Here is a 15037-nt window from a genome sequence, read left to right on the forward strand (position 1 = left end):
TTATTCTAGATGTGAAACATATTTGCTTCGGACAGTTGTTCAATTAAATCTTCCAAGCGTACGCCTTCGAGATAACGCTGGGTACATTGTTGCGCATCGCTCCAAAGGCCCCAACTGATGCGAGCAACCTCGGATTGCGAACTGGCAGGTAAGGCCTCACTACCACTTGCCCAAACTGCCGCAATGTCAGCCATGGTAATCTGGTCTGGCGAGCGACTCAAACGATATCCCCCAGTCGCTCCGCGCGTACTTTGAACCAACCCGTGAGAACGTAGCTGATGTAGTATCTGCGTTAGGAAAGGGAGCGGGATACCGTGACGATCGGCAATGTCACGCACGCAAGTCAACTCACCGCGACGATACTGCGACGCCAACTCGACCATGGCGATCGTCGCGTAGTGCAATCGTGCTGATAAAGGTCCGTTACAATTCATACTGCAGTGGCTGTTATTAGATGCGTCAAAGTCTTCGTTGCCCGGGGCAAGTTGTGGAGCGAGTTGGTAGCAATATCGCTGGCGAACGCACAGCGTTGCAAGTTTCGGTTTAATCTTTGCTGTGCAAGCCGCACTCGGTTTTCGCCGAACCGCTCCATCGACCAGCGCGTTCATCTTCCCCAACTCCAACCGCACGCGTGCACGGCCAGCAACCGATACTGGGATAACCTTTATCGTGCAGCGGGTTGTATGGAACGTCGTTCTTTAACAGGAAATTCCAAACGTCCTGCTTGGTCCAATTTGCCAGCGGACTGATCTTCACCAACTGAAACTTGCTGTCCCACTGGACGATATCCGCTTTGGCGCGATCGTCGCTTTGGCCGCGCCGGATGGCACTAGCCCAAGCATACAAGCCCTTGGCTGCATCACGCAAAACAGCTAGCTTGCGATCGCCGCAGCAACGGTTGGTATCGTGCGTATAAACTGGCCCGCCATGCAAAGCTTCATACTCTGGCACACTCAATTTCGCTCGTCGCAATTCGACCTGGATACCGTACTTGTCGCGGACCTTGTCAACTAGATCCAACGTGTCCTGAAACTGGTAACCGGTATCTAAATTGAAGATCGGCGTCTGCGGCGCTTGTTCCGCAAGCATCGCAATGATGCACATGCCTTCGGGACCAAACGCCGTGGCCATGGAAAAACGCGGCGCGAAACGATCGACCGCATACTGCAAAATCGCCTGCGGCGTCGCGGTTTCCAGCCGCTTACTAGCGTCCGCCAGTTCTGCAAGCAGTTCTTGGTCGCAAACCAACGGCGGATCGGCCGCGAGCGCTCCGGCGGCGTCAGGGTTCGAGAGGGGCAATCGCACTCCCGCTAAATCATTGAAAGCGGTCGGACTGGTTTTGAGCATCGTCATGTTGAATACTTTTCAAAGCGTCTCACGCGGCGAAACCGTCAAATTCTGTCTATATGATCGGCATTTAACTGGCCGCGGATGACATATACTACAAATCCGATCGAAATTGTCAAGTATGAATGGGAGCGGAAGGGGAGTGCGAGTGAAGCGGTTGGGGGGCGGCGGCACTTCGGGCTGTGTGGAAACTGGGCTAGCTTGTACAATGTGGCCAACGCCTTGGGATAGGTTTTGACAGCAAACTAGGAATAAAGCAGCAATCGATGGTTCAACGACTAGTGCCGGAGGATTTGAATTCGATAGATCAGCTTCCGAGCATTGAATCGCTGCTTCCCAACTACAAGATACCTCACGGGCGGTTTGACTCGTTTTCCATCGACGACCCCGCCGTGATTTTGGCGTGGCTCAAGCTGCTGACGCGGGAAGACGCTTATCAGCAACTGAAGTCCGATCCGACGCAGATCAGTTGTATTGGCCAGCATATCACTGAGCGATGGCGATCGGTGAAGCTTTGGTTGCAGGAGCATTCGGCATCGTTGACATCGCACACCGACGCGGCGGGCAAGTCTGCTTGGGAGCTTGATCCGATTCCGTTGATGATGCTTGAAAAGCAGTGGGTGCCTTTGGCGGCCGCGATTTCGCAGCGGGCTCGGTTGATCGATGCGATCACTCGCGATCTGTATGGCCCTCAGCGATTGTTGGCCGATGGCACGATTCCGATTGAATTGGTTTATGGATCGACTTCGTTTTTGCCTTCGATGCAAGCGTCGATCCGAGCGGGTGAGCCGTCGATCTATTTGTATGCTGCGCAGTTGTATCAGGATTCTACCGGTCGCTGGCTGGCGCTGGCGGATCGAACGCAGGGTCCCAGCGGATGCGGCCATGCTTTGGAGAATCGCATCGCGTTGTCGCGAGTGCTGGCCGAAGAGTTTCAAAGCTTTTATGTGCAGCGTTCGGCTTCTTTTTTTGCGACGCTGCGCGACACCATTTCCGCTTATGCCAATATGCGTCAGCCGGATGCCAGAACTGTACTCTTGAGCCCTGGGGTACGCAGTCGAACTTATTTTGAAGATGCGTATTTGGCACGTTACTTGGGGTATACGTTAACGCAAGCAGAAGACTTGACGGTGCGAGCTGGCCAAGTCTTTCAAAAGACGCTAAGCGGTCTGATACGTGTGCAATCGATATTGCGACGAGTCCAAGATGACCAATGCGACCCGTTAGACTTGCCCTCGAATGTTGGCGTGCCTGGTTTGTGCCAATCGGTCCGTGATGGCAGCGTCGCGGTCATTAATCCGATTGGCTGCGGATGGGCTGAGATGCCGGCCGTTGCGGCGATGCTGGCCAAATGGTGCCCGCGGATATTGGGCGAAGAGTTAATGCTGCCCACCGCGCCGATTCACTGGTGTGGTGATGCGGAATCGCAAGCTTTTGTTATTGAGCACATCGATCGTTTGGAGATCCGTGACGCGTTGAAGCGACATGATCAAGCCAAAATCCACAAGGCTGGTCGATCTCCGGATGAGAACGCTCGATTGATCTCGGAGATCAAATCCACGGGCTGGAAGTTCGTGGGGGTCGAGCCGATTAAGCATTCGACGGCAGCGGTTTGGAACAACGATCAAATCGAGCCTTGGCCGATGGTCATGCGTGTCTTTGCAACGCTCAATGAAGACCGCTATTCCGTGCTACCCGGTGGGGTGGCTCGCCTAGCCCCCAAAGATAGCCAGCTCAATGAATCTCTTGCTTGTGGAGTCATGAGCAAAGATGTCTGGATTGTGGGCACCAAACCACCGAATCCGTTGACGTTGCGAAAGCCTTTGCAACGGTCGGTTGAGCTTCGTCGCAGCAGCTTCGATTTGGCCAGTCGCGTGGCGGAATCATTGTATTGGCTAGGTCGATCGACGCAGCGAGCGGAATCGATGATCCGCCATGCAAGGACGGTTGCCAGTCGATTGATCGAAGATACCGATCTGCATTTAGCGCAATCTTATGCGGTGATTTTTGATAACTTGGATCGTGACGAAGACAAGACGTGGGACGAACCTCTGACTAGTTCCAACAAGATATTGAAGTCGGTGCGTTCGCGTTTGATCAAGACGTTATTTGATCCGACCGATTCGTACTCATTGCGCAGCGTGTTGCGTTCGATTGATGGGAACATGACAATGGTTCGCGACCGTCTGAGCTTGGATGGTGGTCAGTTGTTATCCGAGTTAACCAGTTTCCGGACCAACAGTCGCGTACGTGGTCCCGATGATTTGGGCGATACGTTATACGAGCTCAGTTCGATGCTGCGATTGCTGTCCGCTTTTTCGGGGATGGTGGCGGAAAACATGACACGCGGCCCCGGTTGGCTGTTTCTGGATCTGGGGATTCGCATCGAACGCATCTTGCAGCAAGTCCACCTGCTGCGATCGTTGCTTTATCATGACTATGCGTGGATGACACCGATTCTCGAAGCGTTGCTGGAGATTATGGACAGCGTGATGACCTATCGGTTCCGCTATTTGATGCAAGTGGAAATCGACCCTACCGTCGACTTGTTAGTGGTGGACGAATCCAATCCACGAGCCATTGCATTCCAGCTTTCGCGAATTGACGAACTGTTATCTGCATTACAACAAATCGACAAAATTGGCTTAAGCGAACAACGCAATGCCTTGAATGAGAGCCGAGCGGCCATCCGCTTGATCGACGCCGATGCGCTCTGTGCTCTCAGCCATGACGCCAGCGAACTGATGTTGCCGATGGTACAACCAATGAAGGCTGCTATTCCGCCTGTAGCTGCCGGTGGTGCTTCTAAACTGCGAACGATTCATCAGTTGTTTCCTGAACTATTGGCATCCAATGACAAGCGACATGCGTTATGCTTAGTAACCGACCGGATTGAATATTCGGTCAATGAGTTGCATAAATACTTGTCGGACCGCTTCTTTGTACATACCGCGAATGTACAAAGATTAGGTCAATAAGTATTCGAACTGAGGAAACCACGAAGGTACACGATCTAGGAAGTGTGGGTGTTGCGATGCTCTATCGCGTCTGGCACAAAACAACTTATCGATACGGTTCAACCGTCGCATTGTCGCATAACCAGATTCGCGTGCATCCGCGGAGTATGGAGCATCAAAGCGTTCTATCAAGCGAGATCCACGTCGACCCGGAACCCGCCACACGGCGTATGTGGGCCGACGCATTTGGAAACACCGCGGAATTTTTTTCGGTCGAACAGACGCACGACACCATGAGTGTCACCGCGACCAGTGTCATCGATCGTTCGTATCCCAAACTGGCCAGCTCCAACCCACGGTGGCGAGAATTAGTAGAATTGCGTCAAGAATCCAAGCATAGTTGGGATCGTTTGGCGTCACAGTTTATTTTTGATTCTCAATACGCTTATGGATTTGATGAACTGCATGCTTACGCGGCTCAGTCATTTGACAAGTATGAATTTTTAGGCGACGCGGTCAGTGATTTGATGCATCGCATTCATACCGAATTTAAATACTTGGCCGCTTCGACGACGATCGATACCACTTTGCAAGAATTGCTGAAGCAGCGCACTGGCGTGTGCCAGGATTTCGCTCATTTGATGATTGCGTGTTTGCGAAGTTTCCAGATTCCAGCGCGCTACGTCAGTGGCTATATCTTGACCCATCCACCACCGGGGCAAACCAAGATGGTGGGTGCCGATGCGAGCCATGCGTGGGTAAGCGTCTACTTTGGAAATGGCGAATGGGTAGACTATGATCCTACGAATGACTTAATTGTGGCTGATGAACACATCACATTAGCTTGGGGACGCGACTTTGCTGACGTCTCCCCAGTGCAAGGGATCTTTGTCGGCGGCGGTATTACTAAATTAAGCGTCAATGTCGATGTCTCTCGCGTAGGGCATTAACAACCGACCGCTTGATGCTCCTTCCACTTTCAGAATCTAGATAGAAATCAGTTTATGGGTTTGGGCTCTGACCTCAAAGTGCTTTACCATTTGGCTTTGAAGCCGATACGCGGTGCCGATCACGCACAGCGGATGGAAAATTTTTATGCTGGCCAAGCGGATGCGTATGACGACTTTCGCAAACGTTTGCTCAAAGGCCGCGAACTGGTCTATGAAACGCTAGGGCAACAAGCCGATGCAGGCGTGTGGGTCGATATGGGCGGAGGCACAGGCTCGAATTTAGAATTTATCGGCCCCAGCATCCGGAATCTGTCGAAAGTCTATGTCGTGGATTTGGCCAGTTCGCTGCTCAAGGTCGTCAATCAACGCGCTGAATCCAAAGGCTGGACCAATGTGCAAGCGGTAGTCGGAGATGCGACGATATGGGATGTCCCCGAAGGATCGGCGGACGTCGTTACCTTTTCCTATTCGCTCACCATGATTCCCGATTGGTTCGCCGCCATTGAAAATGCCAAACGCATCTTGAAGCCAGGAGGTAAGATCGGTGTGATCGATTTTTATGTTTCTCGCAAGCACCCCGATTCGATCTTGAAGAAGCATCGCTGGTCAACCAGATCTTTTTGGCCCGTTTGGTTTGCGAATGACAACGTCTTTCCGTCTCCAGACCATTTACCATTCCTGAGACATCACTTTGACACGACGTTACTCAATGAAGCAACTAACCGCATGCCCTACATGCCGTTTACCACGGTACCCTACTATCAATTCATTGGCACAAAAAGGTAAGCGATGAAGATTTACACCCATCAGATCGCATGTTTGGTCATGCTGTGCGTTTGCATCGCCAAATCAAATGAGTCGTATGCAGAGACGCCCAATGTGGTGTTGATCTTGAGCGACGACCAAGCTTGGACGGACTATGGGTTTATGGAGCATCCGCATATCCAGACGCCGAACTTGGATCGGTTAGCGGCAGAGTCTTTAACTTTTACGAGAGGCTATGTGCCCGCTAGCCTTTGTCGCCCGAGCTTGGCAACGATTATCTCAGGGCTTTATCCCCATCAGCATGGTATTGTGGGCAACGATCCACCAGCGCCAAAGTCAGCTCGCAATGCAAGAAATGCGATCCTGCAAACACATCCTGATTACTTGCCCGTTCGTGACCAATATATCAACGACATGCGTGAATGCCCCACGATCTGTAAACGTTTGACCGAGATTGGATACGAATGTTTGCAGACAGGGAAATGGTGGGAGGGGCACTGGAGTACCGGCGGTTTTACGCATGGCATGACTCATGGCGATCCTCTGCGAGGCGGGAGGCACGGCGATGACGGTTTAAAGATTGGTCGCGAAGGCATTAAACCAATTGAAGACTTTCTGGATACTCACCGGCAGCCATCCAAACCGTTCTTGATTTGGTACGCGCCCATGTTGCCGCACACACCCCATAATCCCCCACCACGTTTGCTGGACAAGTACTTGCCGCTAGCACCGTCGGAACCGATCGCCAAGTATTGGGCGATGTGTGAATGGTTCGATGAAAGCGTGGGCGACGTGCTGAAGGCGTTGGACCAGCGGCAGCTATCACAAAACACGATCGTCATCTATGTCACCGACAATGGCTGGATCAATCTGCCGGACCAGTCCGCCTATGCCGCTCGCAGCAAACGTAGCCAATACGATGGTGGTCTGAGAACTCCCATCATGGTTCGCTGGCCAGGACACGTGCAGCCTAACGTTGATCGCCACTCGCTCGCTAGCAGTATTGATTTGGTGCCGACCATCATGGCCGCTTGTGGACTGGCAGTTGACCCACGTTTGCCTGGAATCAATTTGTTGGAAACTTCTGCGGTCGCTGAACGCAAAAGTATCTTTGGAGCCATCTTTGAACATGACATCGAGTCGATGGATGATCCAGCAGCTAGTTTGATGTGGCGATGGGTGATCCAAGGTCCCATGAAGCTCATCCTGCCTCACTCCCGTCTGGCATCATCGCCAGCAGAGATGTTTGATTTGGACTCAGACCCTTTGGAACAGCATGATCTGTTCCAACAAAAGCCAGAGGTAGCATCCAGCCTTCATGCAGAACTTGATCGCTGGTGGACTCCAAGTGGAGCAAAATAGACGCGTTTAGATCTTGATTACCTTAGTTCCTGCAACTTCATCGTGCAGGCATTTGCGATTTTCGCGGAAGATCGCCAATCCTATGTGTGAAGTTGGAGTGAAAAACTGAAGGTGACTAGGAACTTAATTTTTGAATCGACGCGAAGTGACTGACCAAATGCGGTCATGCCTCAAGGCTAAAAAATGAAAGCTCTATACGGCACGCTCTGTGTTGGCTCGCCTTCCAGGTCCGGTGAATACGATCTTGATGGGCGCTGTGAGATTATAATGCGCTGGCCCCAGTATTACCGCCACCGTTGCGTTCACTATAGGCAAGATGGTGGAGGAATTAAAATCCCAGTTATCGTTTCCGGCCCCTATTTCCGCTTCGATCCGGCGTCGATTTGGCGAACTGATGTAACGTGTCGAGCCCATCAACGCCAAACTTACAGTGCCGTGGATGTAAGCCGCATCGCCAGCATTGATGTTGCCAGCGCTAACACCATATCGCCCCAAACCGTACAGGTTGCTGTTAATCCAACGGTCAGAGTTTCGAGCGTAGCCGCGCCTCACCAGATCATCAAAGCTGTATGTTCCAGTCGGTAAGGCGGGCCGCGCTGAAAGAAACTTCTGAACTATTGGAAAACTGCTGAGTTGGACGTCGCGACCGTAACCGAACGTCATGACCTGCAATTGAGGCATCTCAATGACGAGCTTGCCAAAGTCAGGCACGTGATCGTGAAGGTAGCCCGATTCGTACGGACTGAAAGGTTGGCCGTACTCTGCGAAATTGTTGATCTCTGCATAGTTCAGGTCGGAGTAGCTGGTGCAAGTCCAAACTTTACGACGGGCATCAAATGACCAAGCCATTTTGTCAATTTCTTTTGAAGGTTGATCGCTGCAACTCAGAACTTTGCCCCAGCGTTAGCAGTCATCGGTGGCTGTTGGAAATCGTTGCTAAAAAAAGTCAGATTTTGTCAAATATTACGTTTCGCTAGGTTTTTTCAGGCGTTTAAACAGAATCACGCTTGGTCTACAATGCTCGGCTTTCAGATCGGCTGCCCAGTTGGATATTCGACCGGACAGCCGCTTTCCCCTTGTGCTTTGCTGGAACGCCTTGCCGCTATGCTCGTATCAATCAATTGGCTGCGTGATTACGTGAACATCGATATCCCCGTAGATGAACTGGCACAGCGGTTTGCCATGTCGGGATTGAATCACGAATCAACCACGGAATTAGCAGACGACGTGGTCTTGGACTTGGAAGTCACCAGCAACCGCGGCGATCTGCTTGGGCACATTGGGATCGCGCGGGAAGCGGCCGTCTTACAGCAAACCGTGCTCAAACTACCTTCGCTGCAGTCGCCGGTCCGCGAGCACCCTTGGTCATCGGCGTCAGCGTCGCTGAGTGTCTTGAACCAAATGCCAGAATCTTGCACGCGATACACAGCCCGCGTAATCCGAAATGTCAAAGTAGGCCCGTCGCCCAAGTGGCTGGTCGATCGACTGCAAGCAATCAACATTGCGTCGGTTAACAATGTCGTTGATGCAACCAACTACGTCATGATGGAGTGCGGTCAGCCTCTGCACGCATTTGACTGTGCCAAGATACGTGGACGCGAAATTATCGTGCGAGCTGGCAACAAAGGGGAAAAGTTTACGGCGATCGACCATCGCCAGTACGAGTTGACCCCTGACACAATCACGATTGCGGACGCGGAGGGCCCGATTGCCATCGCTGGCGTGATGGGCGGTGCAGATTCCGAGATCACAGAGCAAACGACCGATGTTGTTATTGAGTCAGCGATATTTGCCCCACTGGCAGTCCGTCGCGCCGCTCGCCGCCTGAGATTGCACTCACCATCTTCGTATCGATTTGAACGACGAGTCGACCCTCTGGGAATCGACTGGGCAAGTCTACGCTGCTGCTTATTGATCCTTGAAATGGCCGGCGGTTCCTTGGAAGAGATCGCTTTGGAGACCAACCCCAGCAAGCACATAGCCGATCGCGTCACGCTGCGTGAAAGCCAAGTTCGCCGCGTCCTGGGCATTGAGGTTCCCTGGAACCAAACCGTTCGCATCCTTCAATCGCTAGGTTGCTCAGCCACACCAAAATCAACAACGCCCGATCAGCAGTCTGCGGAGTTTACCATCCCCAGCTTTCGCGGTGACTTGCCTCGCGAAGTAGATCTGATCGAAGAGATTGCACGGATCTGGGGCTACGACAAACTCAGCGAGTCGACCGTTGTACCCACGGTTCGATCTGCCAAACGAGATAAGGATGTCTTGTTGGACCGCTTGCGAGCAGTAATGGTGAGCAGTGGGTATTGCGAGGTTTTAACTCCCTCATGTGTGCGAGATAACTTGTCGCAGTTGATGGAAGTTTGGGAGGGGGGGCAACCACTGAAGACCATTATGCCGATGCTGGAAGGAGCTTCTTTGTTGCGACGCAGTCTGGTCCCATCGCTGCTAGCTGCCCGGGTTGGGAATCAAAGTGCTCACAATCTCGAAGCTAGCCTGTTTGAGACCGCATCGATTTATTTGACGGATGCGAAAGGTGAAAGTGTTCGCGAAAAGTATACGTTGGGCCTAGTGACCGGGCAGGACTACCGCAATGCCAAAGGCACCATCGAAGAGATCGTTGTGCGTTGCGATTCGGATATCAATTTGGTTTGGGAGCATTGGAGTAACGAAGCGATCGAACCAGGCACTGGTTTGCAATTGCTGATTGAAGGGCAATTGATTGGCTGGCTGGGGATCGTCGCCAGCAGTGTCAAAACCAAGCTCAAATTAGCCGGCACCATTGTCGCCGCGGAGCTCGATTTGGACAGTTTGTTGTCGAAGCTCAAGATCTTGCCGCAACTAACACCCATCAATCCGCATCCACTGGTCGAACGCGACTTGAACTTTGTGCTACCCGAAGAAGTCCGCTGGAACGAATTGACAGCTGTGATCGCGGCTGTCAACGAGCCATTGTTGCGAAACGTTATTTACAAAGAAACGTACCGCGATGCGAAGCGGGATGGTGAAGGCAAGAAACGCGTCTTGATTGGGCTGGCTTTGCAGAGCGACACTCAAACATTGACAACCGATATGGCAGACGTCGCGGTCGGCAAGATCGTCACTGCGATTGAATCTTCTTCCGGCGGCAAGCTTCTAGGAGTTGGTGCGTGAGCACTTCACAAGTCGTACAGCTTGCTCAAGACCTCATCCGCTTCAATTCCGTATCGCGGTTCAGCAATGCGGAAATCAGTGACTTTGTCGCCTCGCATTTGAAGCGACTGGGCTTTGAATTGGAACGCGTGGAGTATCTGGATGCAAAACAAGTTCGCAAAGTAAACTTAATCGCCAAAAGAGGAGCGGGCTCTGGCGGGATCATGTATTCCGCTCATACCGATGTGGTGCCTGTCGAGGATTGGAAGCCGACGCCAGAAGCGGCCTTTGAGCCAAAGATCGTAGATGATCGATTGTATGGTCGCGGTGCCTGCGATATGAAGGGCTCGTTGGCCGCCGCTTTGACAGCGGCAGAACAAATCGATGCACTCAAGCAAATCAGCCCGCTTTACTTCTGCATTTCTGCGGACGAAGAACTGAGCATGGTGGGAGCTCGGCAGATTGCCAAACACTCGCAAATGTTTCGCGAAATGGTCGCTGGAGGTACGGTCGCGATTGTTGGCGAACCAACAGAACTGGATGTCTATTATGCACACAAAGGCACATTGCTGCTCACGCTGAAATCGCATGGGATCAGCGCTCACACCAGTTCTCGCGCGGGCATCAATGCGAACCATCGGCTGTTTGCAGCATTACCAGAATTAGAACACTTGCGGTCGCAGACCGAATCCGAACCGCAGTGGCTCAATACCATGTTTGATCCGCCGACGCTAAGCTGGAACTGGATCATTCGTAATGAACCGTTCGCCACGAATATCACACCCAGCCTATCGGAGATACAGATCTTCTTGAGACCGATGCCGGAGGTGGATCATCACCAAATAGTGGCTCAAGTGAAATTGATTGCAGAAAAACATGGGTTGGAATTCTTGCGATCCGAGGAAGCCAAATGTCTCAGCGGGCCTCCCGATTCCGCCCTAGTGCGAACGCTGCTGCAAATCGTCGGCGCAGAATCGCCCAAGACGGCATGCTATGCCACCGACGGCGGCGTTCTGCAGGATTTATCACAGATTGTCGTGTGTGGTCCAGGCAGTATCGCGCAAGCGCACCGCAACGACGAATGGATTTCGCTTGACCAACTGCAGCGGGGTGTCGACGTCTTTCGGCGAGCGTTTGAGCACTATTGTTTGAACTGCGGCTAAACACATCACCCAACGGCTATGGTCGTAAGACTCGATCGGTGAAGCATCTTCAGTAGGTCTGGCTTTGAACGCTCGCAAACGAGCTCCTGCAGCACGAGTTTCAATAAATTCTGCCCTTTCTCGGGCGATTCGCATGCTGCACAGGCGATCACAAAACTCGACGAATTACGCCTTTGTTAAAACTTTGCATAGATAATTTTTAAAAAAGTGTAATTTTTGCGTTGGATTGCATCCTGGGTACGCCTTTAGGGGTAAGGCACTTTTCTAAATCCAGTCCACGCGCCCTGAGAAATTATGAATTCGATCTATCCTGCAAACCAACAGCCGCTTCCGGTTGGCATGAAAAAGGCATCTCGTCCCGCCAATGGCCGTCGAATCCGAGAGCTTCGCGAAAATCTGAATTTGACTCAAGTCGAACTTGGTCGGCGATCTGGCTATTCGGAGCGATTGATCCGGAAAGCCGAAGCGGGTGGAGTCATCAAATTGGAGACTTTCCAGAATTTAGCCGACGCGCTCTCGACGCCCAGTGCACGTATTTCGGTGAACGATTTAATTTTTATGGCAGCGACGTTGCCGTCGGGAGCGGAAGAGGCCTGCAGCTCTGATTGTTCGCAGGTCTCAGCCTGCATAAACAATGCACCTGAAGCGGCCCATGCCAGTTCCTGAGCAGGACGCAGTTGATTTTCTAGAGCGAAACTTCGGATGGGGGCCCTCTGTGGCAGTCGCTAGGCTGCCCAGCGATCGGCGTAGACGATTCCCTTAGCGTTACACTATGCACAATAGGCATACCAAGCATTACTAGAATGCATTGGAAGAATGACGGGTAATGGCCTACAGTTACGCAGGTTCGGTTATCCCGTCAGGTGTAACTGCCGAATTTTCCCCATCCTCATGAAGGAGAAGTCATGTCCTCTAAGAAGAAATTCGCTCGGGCAACTACGAGCTTGGCGGCAATGTGCTTTGCCACATCCGCGTTTGGCCAAACCCCCTCGGTGTCAAAGCAGAGCGCCGAAGCTTTGCAAGGCTTATCGCCCACCATCGTTGCTGAGTGTCCTGTGATTGGTGGCACACAGCGGCCAGCTTCGCAACGGCACACTGCTGCTGGTGCGATGAACACTCGAGATTGGTGGCCCAACCAATTGAATCTGCAGATCCTCCATCAGAACTCCCCCAAGGGGAATCCAATGGGCGAGGACTTTGATTACGCCACTGAGTTCAGCAAACTGGATTTGGCTGCGGTGAAGAAAGACATAGCCGACTTGATGACGACCTCGCAACCTTGGTGGCCTGCTGACTATGGTCACTATGGTCCGCTGTTCATCCGCATGGCTTGGCACAGTGCGGGAACGTATCGCGTCTCCGATGGCCGTGGAGGAGCGAGTTATGGGACACAGCGATTTGCGCCCTTGAACAGTTGGCCTGACAATGCGAACTTGGACAAAGCGCGTCGTTTGCTTTGGCCTATCAAACAAAAGTACGGACGCAGCCTCTCATGGGCCGACTTGATGGTTCTGACCGGCAACGTTGCGCTTGAGTCTATGGGCTTTGAGACGTTTGGGTTTGCTGGCGGCCGTGCCGATGTTTGGGAACCACAAGAAGATATCTACTGGGGACCTGAAAGCGAATGGCTGGGCGACAATCGTTACACCGATGATCGTAATCTAGAGAACCCGCTAGCTGCGGTGCAAATGGGATTGATTTATGTCAATCCAGAAGGCCCCAACGGCAAACCAGATCCATTAGCCTCCGCCAAAGACATCCGCGAAACGTTCGCTCGGATGGCGATGAATGATGAAGAAACTGTCGCGTTGATCGCTGGCGGCCACACGTTTGGTAAGGCCCACGGAGCGGCCGATGCGAGCAAGTTTGTGGGCGCTGAACCCGAAGGCGCAAGTTTGGAAGAGCAGGGCTTGGGCTGGAAGAACTCGTACGGCAAAGGCAACGCTGGCGATACGATCACCAGCGGTTTAGAAGGCGCTTGGACATCGACCCCCACAGCATGGTCCAACGGTTACTTTGATAACTTGTTCGGCTTTGATTGGGAGCTAGTCAAAGGCCAAGGGGGGGCGTGGCAGTGGACTCCCAAAGACGCGGCAGCCAAGGGCACTGTGCCCGATGCACACGATCCTGCCAAGACACATGCGCCAATGATGTTCACGACCGACATGGCGCTGCGAATGGACCCCATCTATGGCCCAATCTCAAAACGTTTCCATGAGAATCCACAAGAGTTCGCAGATGCTTTTGCAAAGGCTTGGTATAAGCTGACGCATCGCGATATGGGACCACATGCCCGCCTGCTGGGCCCCGAAGTGCCCGAACCGCAAGTGTGGCAAGATCCAGTACCTGCCGTGGATCATGAACTGATCAATGATAAAGACATTGCGGCCTTGAAAGACAAGCTGCTCAGCTCGGGCTTAAGCCAATCGCAGTTGGTCGCTACAGCTTGGGCTTCGGCGTCTACCTTCCGAGGTACTGACAAGCGTGGTGGAGCGAACGGTGCTCGCATTCGACTCGCTCCGCAAAAGGATTGGGAAGTAAACAAGCCGGCGGAACTGGCCAAGGTCTTGCAAACGTTGGAAAAGGTTCAAAACGATTTCAATAAGTCGCAGACCGGTGGCAAAAAAGTCTCGTTGGCTGACCTGATCGTCTTAGGCGGCTGTGCAGCGGTCGAAGCCGCAGCCAAGAAGGCTGGTCACGACGTACAAGTGCCCTTCACACCGGGTCGTTCCGACGCTTCGCAGGAACAAACGGATGTTGAATCTTTTGCAGTTCTCGAGCCAACGACCGATGGGTTCCGCAACTACCTTGGCCATGAGCATGACCGACCTGCCGAAGAACTGTTGGTTGATCGCGCTCATCGACTGACGCTCACCGCTCCGGAAATGACTGTGTTGATCGGCGGCCTGCGAGTGCTGGATACGAACGTCAACTTCCCAACCATGGGCGTATTCACCAAACAGCCTGGCGCATTGACTAACGATTACTTCGTTAACCTGCTAGATCTCGGCACCCAGTGGCAGAAGTCCACGGTTTGCGATCACTTCTACGAAGGCAAAGACTTGGCGACTGGCCAAGTGAAGTGGACTGGCAGTCGAGTTGACCTTGTCTTTGGATCGAATTCGCAACTGCGAGCAATTGCGGAGGTGTACGCTGCCGGAGATGCACAACAGAAGTTTGTGCAAGACTTTGTGGCCGCTTGGACCAAAGTGATGAACCTGGATCGCTTTGACTTAGACAAAGCGACTCAAAACGGCAGCAAATCAGTTGCCGCAAATCAGCGATAAGCGATTCGAAGCGATGTTTCAAAAGCCGCTGAGCCGAGGTCGGCCAGCGGCAGTTGCAAACGTAAAGGATGTAG

11 protein-coding genes are annotated in these 15037 nt (G+C 52.6%); 8 read left to right on the forward strand and 3 right to left on the reverse strand.

Annotated features, from left to right (window positions below; translation table 11 throughout):
• Positions 1 to 5: 5 nt before the first annotated feature.
• Entirely contained in the window at positions 6 to 608 is a 603-nt protein-coding gene (locus SH302x_RS25350) for an RrF2 family transcriptional regulator (protein WP_479365771.1), read from the reverse strand.
• The gene (locus tag SH302x_RS25355; protein WP_479365772.1) at positions 544 to 1353 is read right to left on the reverse strand and encodes a phosphoadenylyl-sulfate reductase; all 810 of its coding nucleotides are present in this window, start codon (positions 1351 to 1353) and stop codon (positions 544 to 546) included. The genes SH302x_RS25350 and SH302x_RS25355 overlap by 65 nt, the downstream gene beginning before the upstream one ends.
• Before the next feature lie 260 nt (positions 1354 to 1613).
• On the opposite strand from SH302x_RS25355, the gene SH302x_RS25360 reads away from it, so the two are divergent.
• From SH302x_RS25360 to SH302x_RS25375, 4 genes are read left to right on the forward strand one after another with little or no spacing between them, the layout of a single operon-like run.
• Positions 1614 to 4325: a circularly permuted type 2 ATP-grasp protein gene (locus SH302x_RS25360; protein ID WP_479365773.1), complete on the forward strand. Its 2712-nt coding sequence runs from the start codon at positions 1614 to 1616 to the stop codon at positions 4323 to 4325.
• A gap of 56 nt (positions 4326 to 4381) precedes the next feature.
• The gene (locus SH302x_RS25365; RefSeq protein WP_479365774.1) at positions 4382 to 5254 is read left to right on the forward strand and encodes a transglutaminase family protein; all 873 of its coding nucleotides are present in this window, start codon (positions 4382 to 4384) and stop codon (positions 5252 to 5254) included.
• A 54-nt stretch (positions 5255 to 5308) separates the two neighbouring features.
• Positions 5309 to 6040, forward strand: a complete 732-nt coding sequence (locus tag SH302x_RS25370) for a class I SAM-dependent methyltransferase (RefSeq protein WP_479365776.1) — start codon at positions 5309 to 5311, stop codon at positions 6038 to 6040.
• A 3-nt stretch (positions 6041 to 6043) separates the two neighbouring features.
• Positions 6044 to 7381, forward strand: coding sequence for a sulfatase family protein (locus tag SH302x_RS25375; RefSeq protein WP_479365778.1), 1338 nt, complete (start codon positions 6044 to 6046; stop codon positions 7379 to 7381).
• A 192-nt stretch (positions 7382 to 7573) separates the two neighbouring features.
• Here SH302x_RS25375 and SH302x_RS25380 read toward each other — a convergent pair whose 3' ends face one another.
• Entirely contained in the window at positions 7574 to 8230 is a 657-nt protein-coding gene (locus SH302x_RS25380; RefSeq protein ID WP_479365780.1) for a hypothetical protein, read from the reverse strand.
• Between the two features lie 168 nt (positions 8231 to 8398).
• On the opposite strand from SH302x_RS25380, the gene pheT reads away from it, so the two are divergent.
• The 4 genes from pheT (at position 8399) to katG (ending at position 14963) form a co-directional block, all read left to right on the forward strand.
• A complete protein-coding gene (pheT, locus tag SH302x_RS25385; RefSeq protein WP_479365781.1) occupies positions 8399 to 10534 on the forward strand; it encodes a phenylalanine--tRNA ligase subunit beta in 2136 nt (711 codons plus the stop codon).
• Positions 10531 to 11676 (forward strand): M20/M25/M40 family metallo-hydrolase, encoded by a 1146-nt coding sequence (locus tag SH302x_RS25390; RefSeq protein ID WP_479365782.1) that lies wholly within the window; start codon positions 10531 to 10533, stop codon positions 11674 to 11676. The genes pheT and SH302x_RS25390 overlap by 4 nt, the downstream gene beginning before the upstream one ends.
• 294 nt (positions 11677 to 11970) lie before the next feature.
• A complete protein-coding gene (locus tag SH302x_RS25395; RefSeq protein WP_479365783.1) occupies positions 11971 to 12342 on the forward strand; it encodes a helix-turn-helix domain-containing protein in 372 nt (123 codons plus the stop codon).
• Positions 12343 to 12581: 239 nt separating this feature from the next.
• Positions 12582 to 14963, forward strand: coding sequence for a catalase/peroxidase HPI (katG, locus tag SH302x_RS25400; protein WP_479365784.1), 2382 nt, complete (start codon positions 12582 to 12584; stop codon positions 14961 to 14963).
• Positions 14964 to 15037: the final 74 nt, after the last annotated feature.

The organism is Njordella calcicola, assembly GCF_056494125.1.